Annotated in this window: 12 protein-coding genes; 7 read left to right on the top strand and 5 right to left on the bottom strand. The window is 71.7% G+C overall.

The window, feature by feature from the left end:
* Nucleotides 1–20 precede the first annotated feature (20 nt).
* Nucleotides 21–620, top strand: coding sequence for a gamma carbonic anhydrase family protein (locus tag P8R59_RS17190; protein WP_278102052.1), 600 nt, complete (start codon nucleotides 21–23; stop codon nucleotides 618–620).
* Nucleotides 621–686: 66 nt separating this feature from the next.
* On the opposite strand, the gene P8R59_RS17185 is transcribed toward P8R59_RS17190, so the two are convergent.
* Nucleotides 687–3,359, bottom strand: coding sequence for a phosphoenolpyruvate carboxylase (locus P8R59_RS17185; protein WP_278102051.1), 2,673 nt, complete (start codon nucleotides 3,357–3,359; stop codon nucleotides 687–689).
* 353 nt (nucleotides 3,360–3,712) lie between these two features.
* Between P8R59_RS17185 and P8R59_RS17180 the strand changes: the two genes are divergently transcribed.
* A complete protein-coding gene (locus tag P8R59_RS17180; RefSeq protein ID WP_278103851.1) occupies nucleotides 3,713–4,303 on the top strand; it encodes a MazG family protein in 591 nt (196 codons plus the stop codon).
* A gap of 169 nt (nucleotides 4,304–4,472) precedes the next feature.
* A complete protein-coding gene (gene hisS, locus P8R59_RS17175) occupies nucleotides 4,473–5,720 on the top strand; it encodes a histidine--tRNA ligase (protein ID WP_278103850.1) in 1,248 nt (415 codons plus the stop codon).
* Nucleotides 5,721–5,735: 15 nt separating this feature from the next.
* Here the strand turns inward: hisS and P8R59_RS17170 are convergent, their stop codons facing one another.
* The gene (locus tag P8R59_RS17170; RefSeq protein WP_278102050.1) at nucleotides 5,736–6,593 is read right to left on the bottom strand and encodes a helix-turn-helix transcriptional regulator; all 858 of its coding nucleotides are present in this window, start codon (nucleotides 6,591–6,593) and stop codon (nucleotides 5,736–5,738) included.
* A 124-nt stretch (nucleotides 6,594–6,717) separates the two neighbouring features.
* Here P8R59_RS17170 and P8R59_RS17165 point away from each other — a divergent pair, with 124 nt between their 5' ends.
* Nucleotides 6,718–8,160, top strand: coding sequence for an MFS transporter (locus P8R59_RS17165; RefSeq protein WP_278102049.1), 1,443 nt, complete (start codon nucleotides 6,718–6,720; stop codon nucleotides 8,158–8,160).
* Nucleotides 8,161–8,208: 48 nt separating this feature from the next.
* Here P8R59_RS17165 and P8R59_RS17160 read toward each other — a convergent pair whose 3' ends face one another.
* Genes P8R59_RS17160 through P8R59_RS17150 form a run of 3 tightly spaced genes read right to left on the bottom strand, consistent with a single transcriptional unit; the run spans nucleotide 8,209 to nucleotide 11,465 of the window.
* Nucleotides 8,209–9,666 carry an aldehyde dehydrogenase (NADP(+)) gene (locus tag P8R59_RS17160; RefSeq protein WP_278102048.1) on the bottom strand — a complete coding sequence of 486 codons (1,458 nt, stop codon included), beginning with the start codon at nucleotides 9,664–9,666 and terminating at the stop codon, nucleotides 8,209–8,211.
* A gap of 20 nt (nucleotides 9,667–9,686) precedes the next feature.
* On the bottom strand, nucleotides 9,687–10,856 hold the full coding sequence (locus tag P8R59_RS17155) for a fumarylacetoacetate hydrolase family protein (protein WP_278102047.1): 1,170 nt from the start codon (nucleotides 10,854–10,856) through the stop codon (nucleotides 9,687–9,689).
* A 33-nt stretch (nucleotides 10,857–10,889) separates the two neighbouring features.
* Nucleotides 10,890–11,465: an Lrp/AsnC family transcriptional regulator gene (locus tag P8R59_RS17150; RefSeq protein ID WP_278102046.1), complete on the bottom strand. Its 576-nt coding sequence runs from the start codon at nucleotides 11,463–11,465 to the stop codon at nucleotides 10,890–10,892.
* Between the two features lie 127 nt (nucleotides 11,466–11,592).
* Here P8R59_RS17150 and P8R59_RS17145 point away from each other — a divergent pair, with 127 nt between their 5' ends.
* The 3 genes from P8R59_RS17145 (at nucleotide 11,593) to P8R59_RS17135 (ending at nucleotide 14,617) form a co-directional block, all read left to right on the top strand.
* Complete coding sequence (locus P8R59_RS17145; RefSeq protein ID WP_278102045.1) at nucleotides 11,593–12,837, top strand: pyridoxal phosphate-dependent aminotransferase; 1,245 nt, start codon at nucleotides 11,593–11,595, stop codon at nucleotides 12,835–12,837.
* A gap of 69 nt (nucleotides 12,838–12,906) precedes the next feature.
* Nucleotides 12,907–13,716 carry an SGNH/GDSL hydrolase family protein gene (locus tag P8R59_RS17140; RefSeq protein WP_278102044.1) on the top strand — a complete coding sequence of 270 codons (810 nt, stop codon included), beginning with the start codon at nucleotides 12,907–12,909 and terminating at the stop codon, nucleotides 13,714–13,716.
* Nucleotides 13,709–14,617 carry a cytochrome c oxidase assembly protein gene (locus P8R59_RS17135; protein ID WP_278102043.1) on the top strand — a complete coding sequence of 303 codons (909 nt, stop codon included), beginning with the start codon at nucleotides 13,709–13,711 and terminating at the stop codon, nucleotides 14,615–14,617. Before P8R59_RS17140 ends, P8R59_RS17135 begins: the two co-directional genes overlap by 8 nt.
* Nucleotide 14,618: the final 1 nt, after the last annotated feature.

The following is a 14,618-nucleotide window of genomic DNA, read 5'->3' as shown; positions in this document are numbered from 1 at the left end:
CCGATGGGAAGGACGCCGCCATGCGCTTCGCTCACCTCGGGGCCGAGCCCCGCATCCACCCCGACGCCGTCGTCGCCCCCACCGCGGTCATCAGCGGTGATGTGACGATCGGCCCCGGATGCCAGGTCCTCCATGGCGCGGTCCTCACGGCCGAGGGCAGCCGGATCGTGCTGGGGGAGAACACCATCGTGATGGAGAACGCGCTGCTGCGGGCGAGCTCCACCCACGCGGTGCACGTGGGCGCGCACACGCTCATCGGCCCGATGGCGAGCGTCGCGGGAGCCGATATCGGCGAAGAGGTGTTCCTGGCCACGGGCACCCGGATCTTCAACGGAGCCGAGATCGGCGACCGCAGCGAAGTGCGCATCAACGCGATCGTGCACCTGCGCACCGTCCTGCCCGCCGAGACCGTCGTCCCGATCGGTTGGGTGGCCGTCGGCGACCCCGTGCAGTTGCTCTCGCCCGACCGGCACGACGAGATCTGGGCCGCACAGAAGGAGCTCGACTTCCCCGGATACGTCTTCGGCCTCGACCGCGAGACGCCCGACCTCATGGTGCAGCTGACCGAACGCTACGGCCGCAGCCTCGCCCGGCACGCGCACGACCGGCACCTCGACTGAGCGGGCACCGGAGACGCGGAAGCGCCGACGTCCCGGAGGACGCCGGCGCTTGCGCGTGGGACCGGATCAGCCCGTGTTCTGCAGACCCGCGGCGACACCGCTCACCGACAGCAGCAGCAGGCGCTGGTGCTCGGCATCCGGGGTCGGGTCTTCCGCGTGGGTGTCGCGCAGTGCGCGCAGGGCGCGCAGCTGCAGGAGCGACAGCGCGTCGACGTAGGGGCTGCGCATCTTCACGGCACGCTGCAGCACCGGCTTGTTGCCGAGCAGTTCGCCGCCGGTGATGCGCTCGACCCACGTGCGGGTGAGGAGCATCTCGTCCATGACGAGACCCGCCAGGTCGTCGCGGTCGCCGAGGGCCAGGTAGCGGCGGGCGATGCGTTCGTCGGCCTTCGCCAGGCTCATCGCGACGTTGTCGATCATCGTGCGGAACAGCGGCCACTGCTCGTACGCGTCGCGGAGGCGCTGCTCGTCGCCGACGGCGTCGAGGGCGGTGCCGAGGCCGAACCATCCGGCGAGGTTGATGCGCGCCTGCGTCCACGAGAACACCCAGGGGATGGCGCGGAGGTCTTCGAGCGACTCGACCGACAGCCCGCGGCGGGCGGGCCGCGAACCGAGCGCGAGGTGGCCGAGCTCCTCCATGGGCGTCACGGTCGCGAACCACGGCGCGAAGCCGGGTGCCTTCACCAGCGCGAAGAACCGCTCGCGCGAGGCGACGTCCATCGTCGCCGCCACCTCGGCGAACGCCTCGGCCGCCCCGCGGTTGCGACGTTCGATCGAGGGCGAGGATGCCGTGAGCACGGCCGCCGCGACCTGGTCGATGTGTCGCATCGCGATGTCTGGGTCGCCGTAGCGAGCGAAGATGACCTCGCCCTGCTCGGTGAGCTTGAAGCGGCCGTCGACCGAGTGCGGGGGCTGCGCGAGGATCGCGGAGTTGGCGGGGCCGCCGCCGCGACCGAGTGCGCCGCCGCGGCCGTGGAAGAGCGTCAGCTCGATGCCCTCGGCCTCGGCCCACGTGGAGATCTTCGCCTGCGCCTCGTACAGCGCGAGGTTCGCGGCGACCGGTCCGACGTCCTTCGACGAGTCGGAGTAGCCGAGCATGACCTCGAGGCGGCGGCCGGTGGCATCCAGGCGACGGACGAACGCGGGGTGCTCCACGATCTCCGCCAGGATGCCGGGCGCCGCCTGCAGGTCGGCGAACGTCTCGAACAGCGGGATGACGTCGAGCACCGGGAGCGCCTCGCCCGGACCCATGGCGTAGGACGCGAGCTCGTGGACGTTCGCGAGGTCTTCCGCGGATTGCGTGAACGACACGATGTAGCGGCCAGCCGCACGCGGCCCGAAACGCTCCTGCACGTAGGCGACGGAGCGGAACACGTCGAGCACCTCGTCGGTCAGCTCGCTGCGCGCACCGCCCGAGCGCAGCTCGGCGAGCACCTTGCGGTGCACGGCGGAGTGCTGGCGCACCTCGAGCTCGGTGAGGTGGAAGCCGTACGTCTCGACCTGCCAGATCAGGCGCTGCAGCGAGCCGTACGCCTGGCGGGCCGCGCCGGCGGAGACCAGCGAGTCCTGCACGGTGCGGAGGTCGGCGAGCAGGTGCTCGGGGTCGCGATAGGCGAGGTCGGCGTTGCGCGTGCGCGTCGCGGCGATCTTGCGGGCGAGCAGCAGCAGGATCCGGCGATGCGGCTCGGCGGGGGAGCGCTCGGCGATCTCGGCCGCGGCGTCCTCGTCGGCGGCGCGCAGCCGGTTCCAGAGCGCGAGCAGGGCGTCGCTGGGCGGGGTGGTCTCGGCATCCAGCGTCAGGCCGCGTCCGACCCGCTGGGCCGTGCGCTCGAGGCCCAGCAGGACGTGCTCGCTCGCGATCGCGGCGGCCTTGCGGGTGACGGATGCCGTGACGAACGGGTTGCCGTCGCGGTCGCCGCCGACCCACGAGCCGACGCGGACGAACGGCTTGACGATGGGGGCCTTCGCCCCGGCATCCTCGCCCTGCAGGATGTCGTCGATCCGGCGGTAGACGCGCGGAACGGCCGTGTAGAGCGTCTCGTCGAACACCGCCATCACCGAGCGCACCTCGTCGACCGGCGACGGCTTCTCACGACGCAGCGGCGCGGTGCGCCACAGCGTGTCGATCTCCTCGAGCATGCGCCGCTCGGTGCGGCGGACCTCGCCCTCGTTCTCGGCGGCCGCATCGTGCTCGCCGAGCAGCTCGGACAGGCGGCGGATGCTCGTCGAGATCGCACGACGGCGGGCCTCGGTCGGGTGGGCGGTGAAGACGGGGTGGAACCGCAGCGCCTGGAGGCGGGAGAGGGCGGTCTCCTCGCCGACCTCGCCGGCGAGCCGTTCGAACGCGGCCGCGATCGTGTCGGGCGTGCCGCCACGCGAGGGGCGGTCGCCGCGCTCACGCAGGACGCGGACGCGCTGGTGCTCCTCGACGAGGTTGACGAGGTGGAAGTACGCGGTGAACGCGCGGGCGACCTCGTCGGCGCGGGCGATCGAGAAGCCGTCGGCGATGGCCGCCGCGCGCTCGAACGCCTCGGGCGTCTCGTCGGTGTACGCCTGGATCGTCGCCGTCCGCAGCTTCTCCACATCGTCGTACAGGCCGGGGGAGCCGCTCTCGCGGAGCACCCGGCCCAGCAGGGAGCCGAGGAGGCGCACGTCGGCGCGCATCTGTTCGGGAAGCTCTTGGCCGGCTTCGAAGCGGCCCACGAGGTCGATGGCCTCGGTCGGGGTCAGTTCACGCACACGCCCCAGAGTAGTTGCGTCACGTTGCGGCCATGTCACACGGTACATTTCGCCCCGTCGGAGGCGCACGATGCAGGAGATCCTCCGGGCGGACGAAGCGGATGCCGCAGGATTTCGCGTGGGCTGGGGGTTCGGCATCCGGAAACTCCTTCGTCGTGTCGCCCCAGGCTCGGTACGTCGTCGGCGCGCGGGAGCACGGGAGCACGCGCCGCGTCGGCGCGGCGGATCCGCCGGATCGTGCCCGGCCTCGACGCGTGCGACCCCGCACCGGGGGATACTCGGGGCAGTGGCGCGCCGGTGCCGCAGGAGGAGGGGCCGTGAGCGAGGACGCGCTGCGGGAGGCCGCCGAGACGATGCGTGCGGTGCGCGAGCGCTGCGCCTGGACGCAGACGATCGATCACCACGATCTCGTGCCCTACCTGGTCGAGGAGAGCGCCGAGGTCATCGACGCCGTGGAGTCCGGGACCCGTGCCGACCTGCGGGAGGAGCTCGGCGACCTGCTGTGGCAGGTTCTGTTCCACGCCGAGATCGCCGCGGGCGACCCCGAGGATCCGTTCGACATCGACGACGTGGCTCGCGGGCTCACCGAGAAGATGGTGCGCCGCCATCCGCACGTGTTCGGTGACGCCGTGGCATCCACGCCCGAGGAGGTGCTCGTGCACTGGAACGCGGCGAAGGCCGCCGAGAAGCGCGAGCGCACGAGCGTGCTGGACGGGGTCTCGGCCCACATGCCCTCGCTCGCTCTGGCGCAGAAGGTGCTCGGCAAGGCCGCGCAGGTCGGCGTCGTCGCCGGTCGCCCGCCGCTCGCCCCCGCCGACGAGTCCGAGCTCGGCGACGCGCTCCTCGCCCTCGTGCAGCTGGCCCGCGAGCACGGCTGGGACGCCGACCGCGCCCTCCGGTCGCGCCTCCGCGCCCTGTCCGCCGAGGTGCGGGCGGCCGAGTAGCCGCGACGAATCCGTACGTTCGGGTCGAGCGCACACATCCGCGCGGTCCGCACCGTGTGCGCTCGGGCGGATCGTGTGCTTTCGGCGCCGGCTCGCGTCCGCGACGCGCGGGCGCCGCGCGGGAGCCTGGAACAATGGGACCGTGGCATCCGTGAACCCGCCGCGCGGCATGCGCGACTTCCTCCCCGCTGACAAGGCCCGTCGCGAGCGCGTGCTCGCCGTCATCCGCGAGCGCTACCGCGCGCACGGCTTCGACGAGATCGAGACGCCGGTCATGGAGGAGTACTCGCGCCTGCACGCGGGCATGGGCGGCGACAACGAGAAGCTCTCGTTCAGCATCCTGAAGCGGGGGATGGATTCCGAGGCGATCCGCGCCGCAGCCGAGGATCCGGCCGCACTCGCCGACCTCGGGCTGCGCTACGACCTGACGGTGCCCCTCGCCCGGTTCTACGCGACCAACCGTGCGCAGCTGCCGACGGTGTTCCGCGCGATCCAGATGGCGCCCGTGTGGCGTGCCGAGCGGCCCCAGAAGGGGCGCTACCGCCAGTTCGTGCAGTGCGACATCGACATCATCGGAGACGCCTCGTCGCGCGCCGAGGCCGAGCTCATGACCGCGAGCCTCGATGTGCTCGACGCGCTCGGGCTCGAGGGCGGCGTCATCCGGGTGAACGACCGTCGGGTCCTGGACGCGATGCTGGACGTGTTCGGGTTCGCTGCCGACGAGCGCCCGGGCGTGCTCATCACGATCGACAAGCTCGACAAGATCGGTCCCTCGGGCGTCGTCGCCGAGTTGAGGGAACGCGGAGCCGCCGCCGCGGCCGTCGACGCCTTCGAGGCCTACCTCGGTCGACCCGCGGGGACCCCGACGTTCGACGACGCGGGCATCCGATCGGCGTTGCCCGACGGCATCCCGGACGACATCGTCGATCACCTCGTCGCCCTCGGCGACACCGTCGCCGCCGCGCGCGGCGTCGAGGCTCCGCTGCGCTTCGACCCGTTCCTGGTCCGAGGCATGGGGTACTACACGGGCACGATCTTCGAGCTCGCCCACCCGAGCGTCGACTACTCGCTCGGTGGCGGAGGTCGTTACGACGGCATGATCGGGCGCTTCCTCGGGCAGGACGTCCCGGCCGTCGGCTTCTCGATCGGCTTCGAGCGGATCGTGGATCTGCTCCAGGATGCCGCGGACTCGGGCGAGCGATCCCTCGTCCTCGTCCACGACCGCGACGTCCCGTTGTCGACCCTGCTGCGCCTCAAGGCCGCACTGGTGGCCGAGGGTGCCCGGGTGCGTCTGGAGCAGCGGCCGAAGAACCTCAAGGCACTGCTCGAGCGCTCCAGCGCCGACGGTTACACGACGTTCGCGGCGGTGCGGTCCGACACCACGGTCGAGTCGCTGGAGATCAAGCCCCTCGACTGACCCGCGCGGCGCGCGTCACGCGACCGCGCTGATGAGCGCCTGGTCGGGGTGCTCGGCGGCGAGACGCTCCAGACGCGCCGCGGTCGCGGCATCCCGCGGGGCGAACCACACCACGCGCGAGCCCAGGCTCTCGTCGACCCACAGGCTCGACATCTCGAGGTGCAGCTCTCCGACGCGGGCGTTCACCAGATGCTTGACCGCGTTGCGCTCGCCGCCGACGTCCCCCCGGCTCCACAGCTCGGCGAAGCGGGGCGAGGCCTGCTCGAGCTCGGCGATGAAGCGCTGCCACGTCGGCTCGTCGTGGTGGCGGCCGTACGCGGACCGGAGGCGCGCCGCCATGCGCCGCTGCGCGTGGTCGAGGTCGACGTGCGCGCGCTGCCATGTGTCGTCGGTGAACAGCAGCACCGCGCAGTTGCGCCGTTCGACGGGCATCTCGTCGAGGTCGTCGAAGAGGTAGCGGTACGCGCGGTTGTAGGCGCGGATCTCGAAACGCGACGTCTGCAGCGCCGCGGGGTAGGGCAGCAGCTTCTCGAGCAGATCCAGGTGCGGCGTGTCGACGCACGCCCGCGCCGCGCGCTCAGGGCGCGGAAGGTCGGCGAGTGCGAAGAGGTGGTCGCGCTCGTCGTCGGTGAGACGGAGGGCGCGGGAGATGGCGGAGACGACCTGGGCGGATGCCGCGATCGGGCGCCCCTGCTCGAGCCACGTGTACCAGGTCAGCCCCACGCCGGCGAGCTGCGCCACCTCTTCGCGTCGGAGTCCGGCGACGCGGCGGCGCGTGCCGTCGGGCAGGCCGACCTCGGACGGCTGCAACCGCGCGCGGCGGCTACGCAGGAAGGCGGCGAACTCCGCGCGGGCGTCGTCGGATCGGGTCATGGCGTCTCCTTTCGTCGTGAGCATAGGCGCGGGCGCCGGGGGGAGACGGCCGGAGAGAGGTGCCGCCAGTACCAGGATGAGCAGGCTCCTGGTACCAGGATGCCGCACCCCTCATGCTGGCATCATGACGACCTCCGCTCGACCCGACACCGGCGCGACCCCCGTGCCGGGAGACACCGCACCGGCGGTCCCGACCTGGCGCTACATCGGGTTCCTCCTCGGACCCGGGGTCGGCACGTTCGCGTTCAACGCGGTCACCGTCATCCTGCCGACGCTGCGCGAACGGTTCGGGGCGGACGACGTCTCGCTCGAGCTCGTCATCGCCGGGTACGGCATCCCGTTCGCGGTGTTCCTGATCCTCGGTGGTCGCTTGGGCGACCGCTTCGGCAGACACCGTCTCTACACGGTCGGCATGGGGCTGTTCCTCGTCTCGGCGGTCGCGTGCGCGCTGGCGCCGTCGGTGCAGACCCTCGTGGCCGCCCGCGTCGTCCAGGGGCTGGGGGCGGCACTGTGCACCCCGCAGGTGCTCGCGACCATTCAGGCGACCTCGCGCGGCGCGGCCCGCACGCGGGCGATCGCCGCGTTCGGCGCGAGCGGCGGGATCGGATCGGCGGTCGGGCAGGTCGCGGGCGGTGCGCTCGCCGCGACGAGCTTCGGCGTCGTCGACGGCTGGCGGGCGGTCTTCGTCGTCGTGGCGCTGGTCGCCGCCGCCGCCATCGCCCTCGCGCCGCTCGCCCCGCGGAGTCGTTCGCACGAGCACGTCGCGATCGACCTGGTGGGCACGGCCGCGCTCGGTGTCGGCATCCTCGCCGCCTCCGTCGCCCTCACCTTCGGGCCGGCGTGGAACTGGTCGTGGCCCGTGCTCGGGGCCCTGGTCGTCTCCGCCGTCGCGCTGGTGGCGATGTGGCGGCATCAGGATGCCGTGGAGCGGAGCGGGCGCGTACCGCTCCTGCCGCCGAGCGTGCTGCGCCTGCGCCCGTTGCAGCTCGGCCTGCTGTCGGCGGCGCTGTTCTTCGCCGGTTACTCGGCCCTGCTGTACGTGTTCCCGCGGGCCGTGGAGCACGGCGGGATGACCTCCCTCCAGGCGGGTTTGGCGCTCCTGCCGTTCGCCGTGGTGTTCGCGGTGGTGTCGCTCACCGTCGCCCGGGTGCAGGCGCGGCTCGGCGACGCGACGCTGGCGTGGGGCGTCGGGGTGCAGCTGGTCGCCCTGCTCGCGATGACCGGAACCGTCGTGCTGGCCTGGGGGCCGGACATCGGTCTGTGGTTGCAGCCCGCATTGGTGCTCCTCGGCGCCGGGCAGGCGCTGATCTTCTCGCCGCTCACGCAGCTCGTCGTGCGCGAGGTCCCCGTCCGGGCCGCCGGCCTCTCGGGCGGCATGTTCAGCACCGCCCAGCAGCTGGCGCTGTCGTTCGGGGTGATCGTGATCGGCGGGGTGGTGTCGTTCACGGGTGTCGTCGGCCGTGACGAGCTGCTGGCGGGGCTCGCCCTCGACGTCCTGCTCGCGGCGGCGGTGCTCGTCCTCGCGCTGGTGCTCCGGGCGCGCGGGCGTCGGCACCTCGCCGACTGAGTCGCCACGTCGCCGACGCGCCGCCCGACCCGAGTCGATCGGTCGCCGTCAGCCGAGACGGCCGTCGATCAACCGGGGCACGTTCTGCGTCGGCGTGTCCGTGAGTTCGTGCGGCAGGAGGTCGAGGGGGAACCCCTGGTAGGCGACGGGCCGGAGGAATCTGGTGATCGCGGCGGTCCCCACCGACGTGGTCCCGGCGGCGGTGGTCGCGGGATACGGGCCGCCGTGATGCTGGGCGTAGGTGACGGAGACGCCGGTGGGCCACTGATTCCAGAGCAGGCGCCCCGCGCGTCTCGCGAGGAGCCGGACCAGTTCGGGGAGATAGTTCTCGTCGCCCTGACCCATGAGGGTGGCCGTGAGCTGCCCGTCGATCGCTGCGGCGAAGTCGAGGAGTTGCCTTTCGTCGCGGTAGGTGACGACGATCCCGGTCGGTCCGAAGCACTCTCGGAACAGCTCTTCCCGCGCGCGCAGCACCGCGTCGATGTCGACGGTCAGGACGGTGGGTGTCGGCGGATCGGCGAAGGCACCGTCCGCCGATGTGATCAGGGTGACGTCGGGGTGCGCCAGGAGATCGCCCAACACGTCGGTGTACCCGCGCTGGATACGGGCGTTCAGCAGCGCGGCGGGTGCCGGAGGAGCGAGGTCGCGCAGCACGTGGGGGATCGGCGAGTCGTGGGGGACGAGCAGGACCCCGGGCTTCGTGCAGAACTGCCCCGCGCCCAGCGTCATCGAGGCGAGGAACTGTCGGGCGATCTCCTCGGCCCGTGCGGCGTCGGCGGCCTTCGTGACGAAGACGGGGTTGACGCTCCCCAGCTCGCCGTAGAACGGAATGGGTTCGGGTCGGGAGTTCGCGAGGTCGAAGAGGGCTCGACCCCCCTGGATGGATCCGGTGAAGGACGCGGCTTTGACCCGGGGGTCGGTGAGGGCGATGCGACCGGCCTCATCGCCGTGGATGACGTCGAGGATCCCCCCCGGTGCCCCCGTGGCGGCGAGGGCTTCGCGAATCAGCTCGCCCGTGCGTGCGGACAGCTCGGGGTGTCCGGGGTGGGCTTTCACGATCACCGCGCACCCGGCCGCCAGCGCGGCCGCCGTGTCACCGCCGGCGACGCTGAACGCGAACGGGAAATTGCTCGCGGCGAAGACGACGACGGGGCCGAGCGGCTCGAGGATCCGGCGCAGATCGGGGCGGGCGCCCATCGGCCACGCCGGATCCGCATGGTCGATCCGGGCGTCGAGGTAGCCGCCGTCCCGGAGGACCTCCGCGAACAAGCGGAGCTGAAAGGTCGTCCGCGTCAGCTCCCCGAGGAGCCGTGCCTCGGTCAGATGCGTCTCGCGGACGGCGATCGGCACGAGCTCGTCGGCACCCGCGTCGAGGCGATCGGCGATGGAGGTCAGCACGGCGGCGCGCGCCGATCGTCCCGTCCGAGCCCAGCGGTCGGAGGCGGTTTCGGCCCGGGCGAGGAGCGTCTCGAGCGCGTCGGGCGCGGTATCCGGAATCGTCGTCATCTCAGTACTCGTTTCGGGGGTCATCGAGCGGTCGTCTCGAGGGCGATGAGGTGGCGCAGGAGCTGGGTCAGACCGAAGGTCCACCGGGGGAGTTCCTCGGCGATGCCGACGGTGTTCACCAGGGTGCCCAGGTGCTCGCTGTGAATCCGAACGACGTCGCCGGGCTTGTGCGTGAATCCCTGCCCCGCGACGTCGCGGTCGGCTGTGGGGGCGAAGAGGGTGCCCGTGTACAGCGCGAAGCCATCGGGGTACTGATGGTGGTCTCCCACGGTCGCTGCCACGAGCTCTTCGAAGGGGCGACTGATGCGGGCGAGGCTGTTCCGTCCCTCGAGGTGGAACCCGTCGGTGCCGGTCACGTGCAGGAGGATCTCCTCGGTGCGCAGGGTGTCGAGAGTGAAGTCCGCCGTGAACAAGCGGATGAAGGGGCCGACGGCGCTGGAGGCGTTGTTGTCTTTCGCTTTGCCCAGCAGCAGGGCCGAGCGGCCCTCGACGTCGCGCAGGTTGACGTCGTTGCCGAGCGAGGCGCCGACCATCTCGCCTCGGGAGGAGACGATGAGAACGAGCTCGGGTTCGGGGTTGTTCCAGTGAGATGCCCGGGGGACGCCGATGTGCGCGCCCACGCCCACGGAGGCGAGGACGGGCGCCTTCGTGAAGACTTCGGGGTCGGGGCCGATGCCGACCTCGAGGTACTGCGACCACAGTCCTTGCTGCTGGAGGATCGTCTTGGCCCGGAGGGCTTCGGGCGAGCCCGGCCGGATGGCGGAGATCTCGCCGCCCAGCGCCTCCGCGACCTGAGCGCGGGCGGTCGCGGCGCGGGTCGGGTCCCCGCTGATGCGCTCCTCGATGACCCGCTCGATCATGCTGTCGACGAAGGTGACGCCGCACGCTTTGACGACCTGGAGATCGATGGGGGCGAGGAGGGTCGGGCGGTCGGCGGCCTGGGCGAGGGAGGCGTCGACGAGGTCGTTCGCGTCCCACGTGGGCTCGCCCTCGCACGCGCCCGCGACGATGCTGAGGCGGTCGTCCCGCTCGAGCAGTTCCGCGACGGTGCCGGCCACGGCCGTCAGGTCGTAGACGTCGACACCGCGCACAGCGACCACGCGCGGCCCGCCGAGGGACGGATCCCACACGCGTCCGACGAGGAGCGCATCGGGGTCGGCGGGGAGGACGGGCAGGGTGCGGTGACTCATGGTGGGCAGATCCTCGGGTGGCGGTCGATCGTGTCAATCGGTGGCGGTACGTGACTGCTCGACGAGGACGGCGAGCAGCTCCTCGGTGAAGTTCTTCTGCTTCGTCGACGCCAGGCAGAGCAGCGTCTCCGTGCGCTGCAGGCTGGGGATCGGCCAGATCCGATCGAGCAGCAGGTCGGTGAGGTGCTGGTTGTCGCGCACGCGGACGAAGACCAGCAGGTCGTAGGCGCCGGAGACGACGTTGATGCTCTCCACCTCGGGCAGGCGGGAGAGGTGCTCGAGGATCTCGGTGATGTCGGTGCCGACGGCGGCCACGATGGGCAGGAAGACCGACAACGGGTACCCGATCCGCGCCCAGTCGACGGCCACGGTGTAGCGCTGCAGCACTCCCAGGCGTTCGAGCCGGGCGAGGCGCTCGCCCACCGCGCCCGCCGACATCTCGATCTCGCGAGCGAGCTGCCGTTGCGAGAGCCGTGCATCCGCGGCGAGAAGTCTGAGCAGGGCCAGGTCCGTGGCGTCGACGGCGACGGGGTCGGGGACGGGCTGCAGTGCCGCCCGGCTCACGGGAGTGAGGGCGGATGTCGGATGCCGCGTGTCGACCGGTTTCATGTTCGCTCCCTCTCGTGCCCTCGGACTCTGCACACAGCGACAATAGTCGCTTCGCGGTGATCGAATGTCCAGTGGCACACGCCGAAACTTGACAATCGCACACCGTGGAGGGGAGAGTCGTCACGACATGACCATCACCCTCGGAGGGAGCGTCGACGTGGAGAATCCGCTGTCGAACCCGGACCTGCGCGCGCGCGAAGGTGTGCGGGCGCTGCGCTCGTCGAAGATCCGCGACGTCGCGAACGCCGGCATGGGACGACCCGGCGTGCTGCCGTTCTGGTTCGGCGAGCCGGACGTACCCACGCCCCAGGCCATTCGCGACGTCGCCATCGCCGAGCTCGACGCGGGCAACGTGTTCTACACCCACGGCCTCGGGACGGCCTCGCTCCGGTCGGCGCTCGCCGATTACGGCGCGACTCTGCACGGAGCGGTCGAGGCGGATCGGATCGCCGTGACGAACTCCGGCACGGCCGCGCTCATGATCACCGTCCAGGCGCTGATCACCACGGGCGACCGGGTGGTCGCCGTGACCCCGTTGTGGCCCAATCTCGTCGAGATGCCCAAGGTGTACGGCGCGGTCGTCGAGACCGTGTCGCTGGATTTCGGTCCGGCCGGCTGGCAGCTGGATCTGGATCGCCTGCTCTCGGCGCTCACTCCCGGCACCAAAGCCCTGCTCATCAACTCGCCGAACAATCCGACCAGCTGGGTCCTCACCGCTGCCGAGCAGCGGGTGATCCTCGAGCACTGCCGGCGCCTCGGCATCTGGGTGGTCTCCGACGACGTGTACGAGCGCTATTACTTCGCGGGAGACGCCGCGCCGTCGTTCCTCGACATCGCCGACGCGAGCGACCGGCTCGTGAGCACCAACTCCTTCTCGAAGACGTGGCTCATGACCGGCTGGCGGATCGGGTGGATCACCGCCCCCGCCGTGCTCATCCCCGAGATGTCGAAACTCATCGAGTTCTCCACCACGTGTTCACCCGGCTTCGTCCAGGCCGCCGCCGAACATGCGGTGCGACACGGCGAACCGATCATCGCCGACACCGTCAGCCGCCTGCGCCGTTCGCGTGATCACCTGGCGACCGCGCTCGGCGCCCTGCCGCAGGTCGAACTGGGCGCCCCGGCCCGAGGGGCCATGTACAGCTTCTTCCGTGTGGAGGGCGTCACCGACAGCCTCGCGTTCTGCCGCGACCTGATCGACAAGGTCGGCCTCGGCCTCGCTCCGGGGATCGCTTTCGGTGACGAGGGAGAGGGCTTCGTCCGGTGGTGCTTCGCCAGCGACGGCGACCGCATCGACGACGGGGTGAATCGCCTCGCGGACTACCTGCAGAACCACCACCGGCCATCCGCGGTGACGACCACAGCTCCCTAAGCCCGCTCCGCCGCTCCGGACGCCCCGGCGCGTCACCCGCCGTTCACCGCGGCGAGGTGGGATGTCGGCATGCGCAGGCGTCGGCCGATCACCGTCACCGTGGCATCGTTGGTCGCGGTGCTCGGCACCGCCGCGGTGGGGGTGCGGACCCTGATCGCCCGCCAGGCGGCGATCGCCCGTCGCCGTATCGGCAAGCCGCTGGGGGAGCAGGCGCTGGATGCCGACCGGGTGTGGCGGCGTAAGAAGCACGCGGGCGCGCCGGTGGAGCTGCTCCTCCTCGGCGATTCCATCGCGGCGGGCCTCGGAGCCGGTCACCGCCGCGACACCCTGGGCGCGCGGCTCGCGAAAGGGATCGCACGCGTCGAGGGGCGTCCGGTGCGGCTGCGTACGGCCGCGGTCGTCGGCTCGGAGACCTCGGCGCTCGCGCGGCAGCTGGCGGCCGTCCCCGAGCCGTACCGCGCCGACGTCGCGGTGATCGTGGTGGGCGGAAACGACGTCACCCACCGGATCCCCGCGTCCCGCGCCGCGGGGCAGCTCGAACAGGTCGTGCGCGACCTGCGGGATCGCGGCATCCCCGTGGTGGTCGGGACCTGCCCCGACCTGGGAACGCTCCGCGCGATCCCGCAGCCGCTGCGTGCGCTTGCCGCACGGTCGTCGCGACAGCTCGCCGCGGCGCAGGCCGCGGCGGTGCACCGTGCGGGCGGACGCGTCGTCGCCCTCGCGCGTGCGGTGGGACCGGTGTTCGCCGAGCGCCCCGACGAGATGTTCAGCGTCGACCGCTTCCACCCGAGCGCGCTCGGATACCGCCGCACCGCCGACGCCCTGCTCCCCGCGGTCCTCGCCGCGCTGGAGAAGCACCGCGTCCCGGCGAATGCATAGCCGCGCGGCCTACCGTGCTGCCACGCCTCCTCTGCATGTCCTCTTCTCCACCTGGCACGCCGCGCCCGTCCCGCTCGGCGTGCTGCTCGTGGCATCCATCGCCTACATCGTCGGGGTGGTCCGCGTGCGGCGCCGCGGGGAAGCGTGGCCGGTGCTGCGCACGATCGGTTTCTTCGGGCTCGGGCTCGCCCCGTACGCGGTGATCGAACTGGGGTTCCTCGGGACGTACTCGTCGGAGCTGCGCTGGGCGTTCTCGACCCGCATCGCGCTGCTGATCTTCGCGGTCCCCGCGGGTGTCGCGGCGGGGCGTCCGCTCGAGCTGTACTCCCGCGCGACCGGGGATCGCGGCCGCGCGCGCCTCGATCGACTGCTGGCGACCCGGATCGTGCGGATCACCGGCAACGCGATGGTCGCCACCGTCGTCATCGCCGCCGTGTTCTGCCTGTTCCTCACGCCCGTGGCCGGCATCCTGCGCGTGAACCCGGTCGTCGAGGCGTCGCTCGGCGTCGTCGTGCCGCTGGTGGGCCTGGCGATGGTGCTGCCGATGATGGCGCTCGGCGCCGTCCACACGGGGACCTTCATCGCGATCGAGTTCCTGCTCGCGTTCGTCGAGCTCCTCATCGATTCCGTCCCGGGCCTGCTCCTGCGCCTCAACGACACGGTGCTCGACCTGATCCCGGATGCCGCGCGGGCGGTGTCGTGGTGGCCCTCGACGCTGCACGACCAGCATCTCGCCGGCGACCTCATCTGGTTCATCGCCGAGTTCGCCGACGTCCCGATCCTCGTGATCCTCATGGTCCGCTGGATGCGGACCGACCGGGCCGAGGCGAAGACCTTCGACGACCTCACCGACGAGGAGTACGACGAGATGACCCGCGCCCACCTCCACGGACCCCGTTGAC

Source organism: Microbacterium proteolyticum, assembly GCF_029639405.1.
In the GTDB taxonomy this organism is placed as follows: domain Bacteria; phylum Actinomycetota; class Actinomycetes; order Actinomycetales; family Microbacteriaceae; genus Microbacterium.
Note: the sequence above shows the minus strand (reverse complement) of the source record. Positions and strands in the feature narration are given on the sequence as shown.

Coding starts and splice junctions, on each gene's coding strand:
- P8R59_RS17155 (WP_278102047.1), bottom strand. CDS start 10,856: ATGAGTCACCGCACCCTGCCCGTCCTCCCCGCCGACCCCGATGCGCTC.
- P8R59_RS17150 (WP_278102046.1), bottom strand. CDS start 11,465: ATGAAACCGGTCGACACGCGGCATCCGACATCCGCCCTCACTCCCGTG.
- P8R59_RS17165 (WP_278102049.1), top strand. CDS start 6,718: ATGACGACCTCCGCTCGACCCGACACCGGCGCGACCCCCGTGCCGGGA.
- P8R59_RS17170 (WP_278102050.1), bottom strand. CDS start 6,593: ATGACCCGATCCGACGACGCCCGCGCGGAGTTCGCCGCCTTCCTGCGT.
- P8R59_RS17190 (WP_278102052.1), top strand. CDS start 21: ATGCGCTTCGCTCACCTCGGGGCCGAGCCCCGCATCCACCCCGACGCC.
- hisS (WP_278103850.1), top strand. CDS start 4,473: ATGCGCGACTTCCTCCCCGCTGACAAGGCCCGTCGCGAGCGCGTGCTC.
- P8R59_RS17140 (WP_278102044.1), top strand. CDS start 12,907: ATGCGCAGGCGTCGGCCGATCACCGTCACCGTGGCATCGTTGGTCGCG.
- P8R59_RS17180 (WP_278103851.1), top strand. CDS start 3,713: ATGCGTGCGGTGCGCGAGCGCTGCGCCTGGACGCAGACGATCGATCAC.
- P8R59_RS17160 (WP_278102048.1), bottom strand. CDS start 9,666: ATGACGACGATTCCGGATACCGCGCCCGACGCGCTCGAGACGCTCCTC.
- P8R59_RS17135 (WP_278102043.1), top strand. CDS start 13,709: ATGCATAGCCGCGCGGCCTACCGTGCTGCCACGCCTCCTCTGCATGTC.
- P8R59_RS17145 (WP_278102045.1), top strand. CDS start 11,593: ATGACCATCACCCTCGGAGGGAGCGTCGACGTGGAGAATCCGCTGTCG.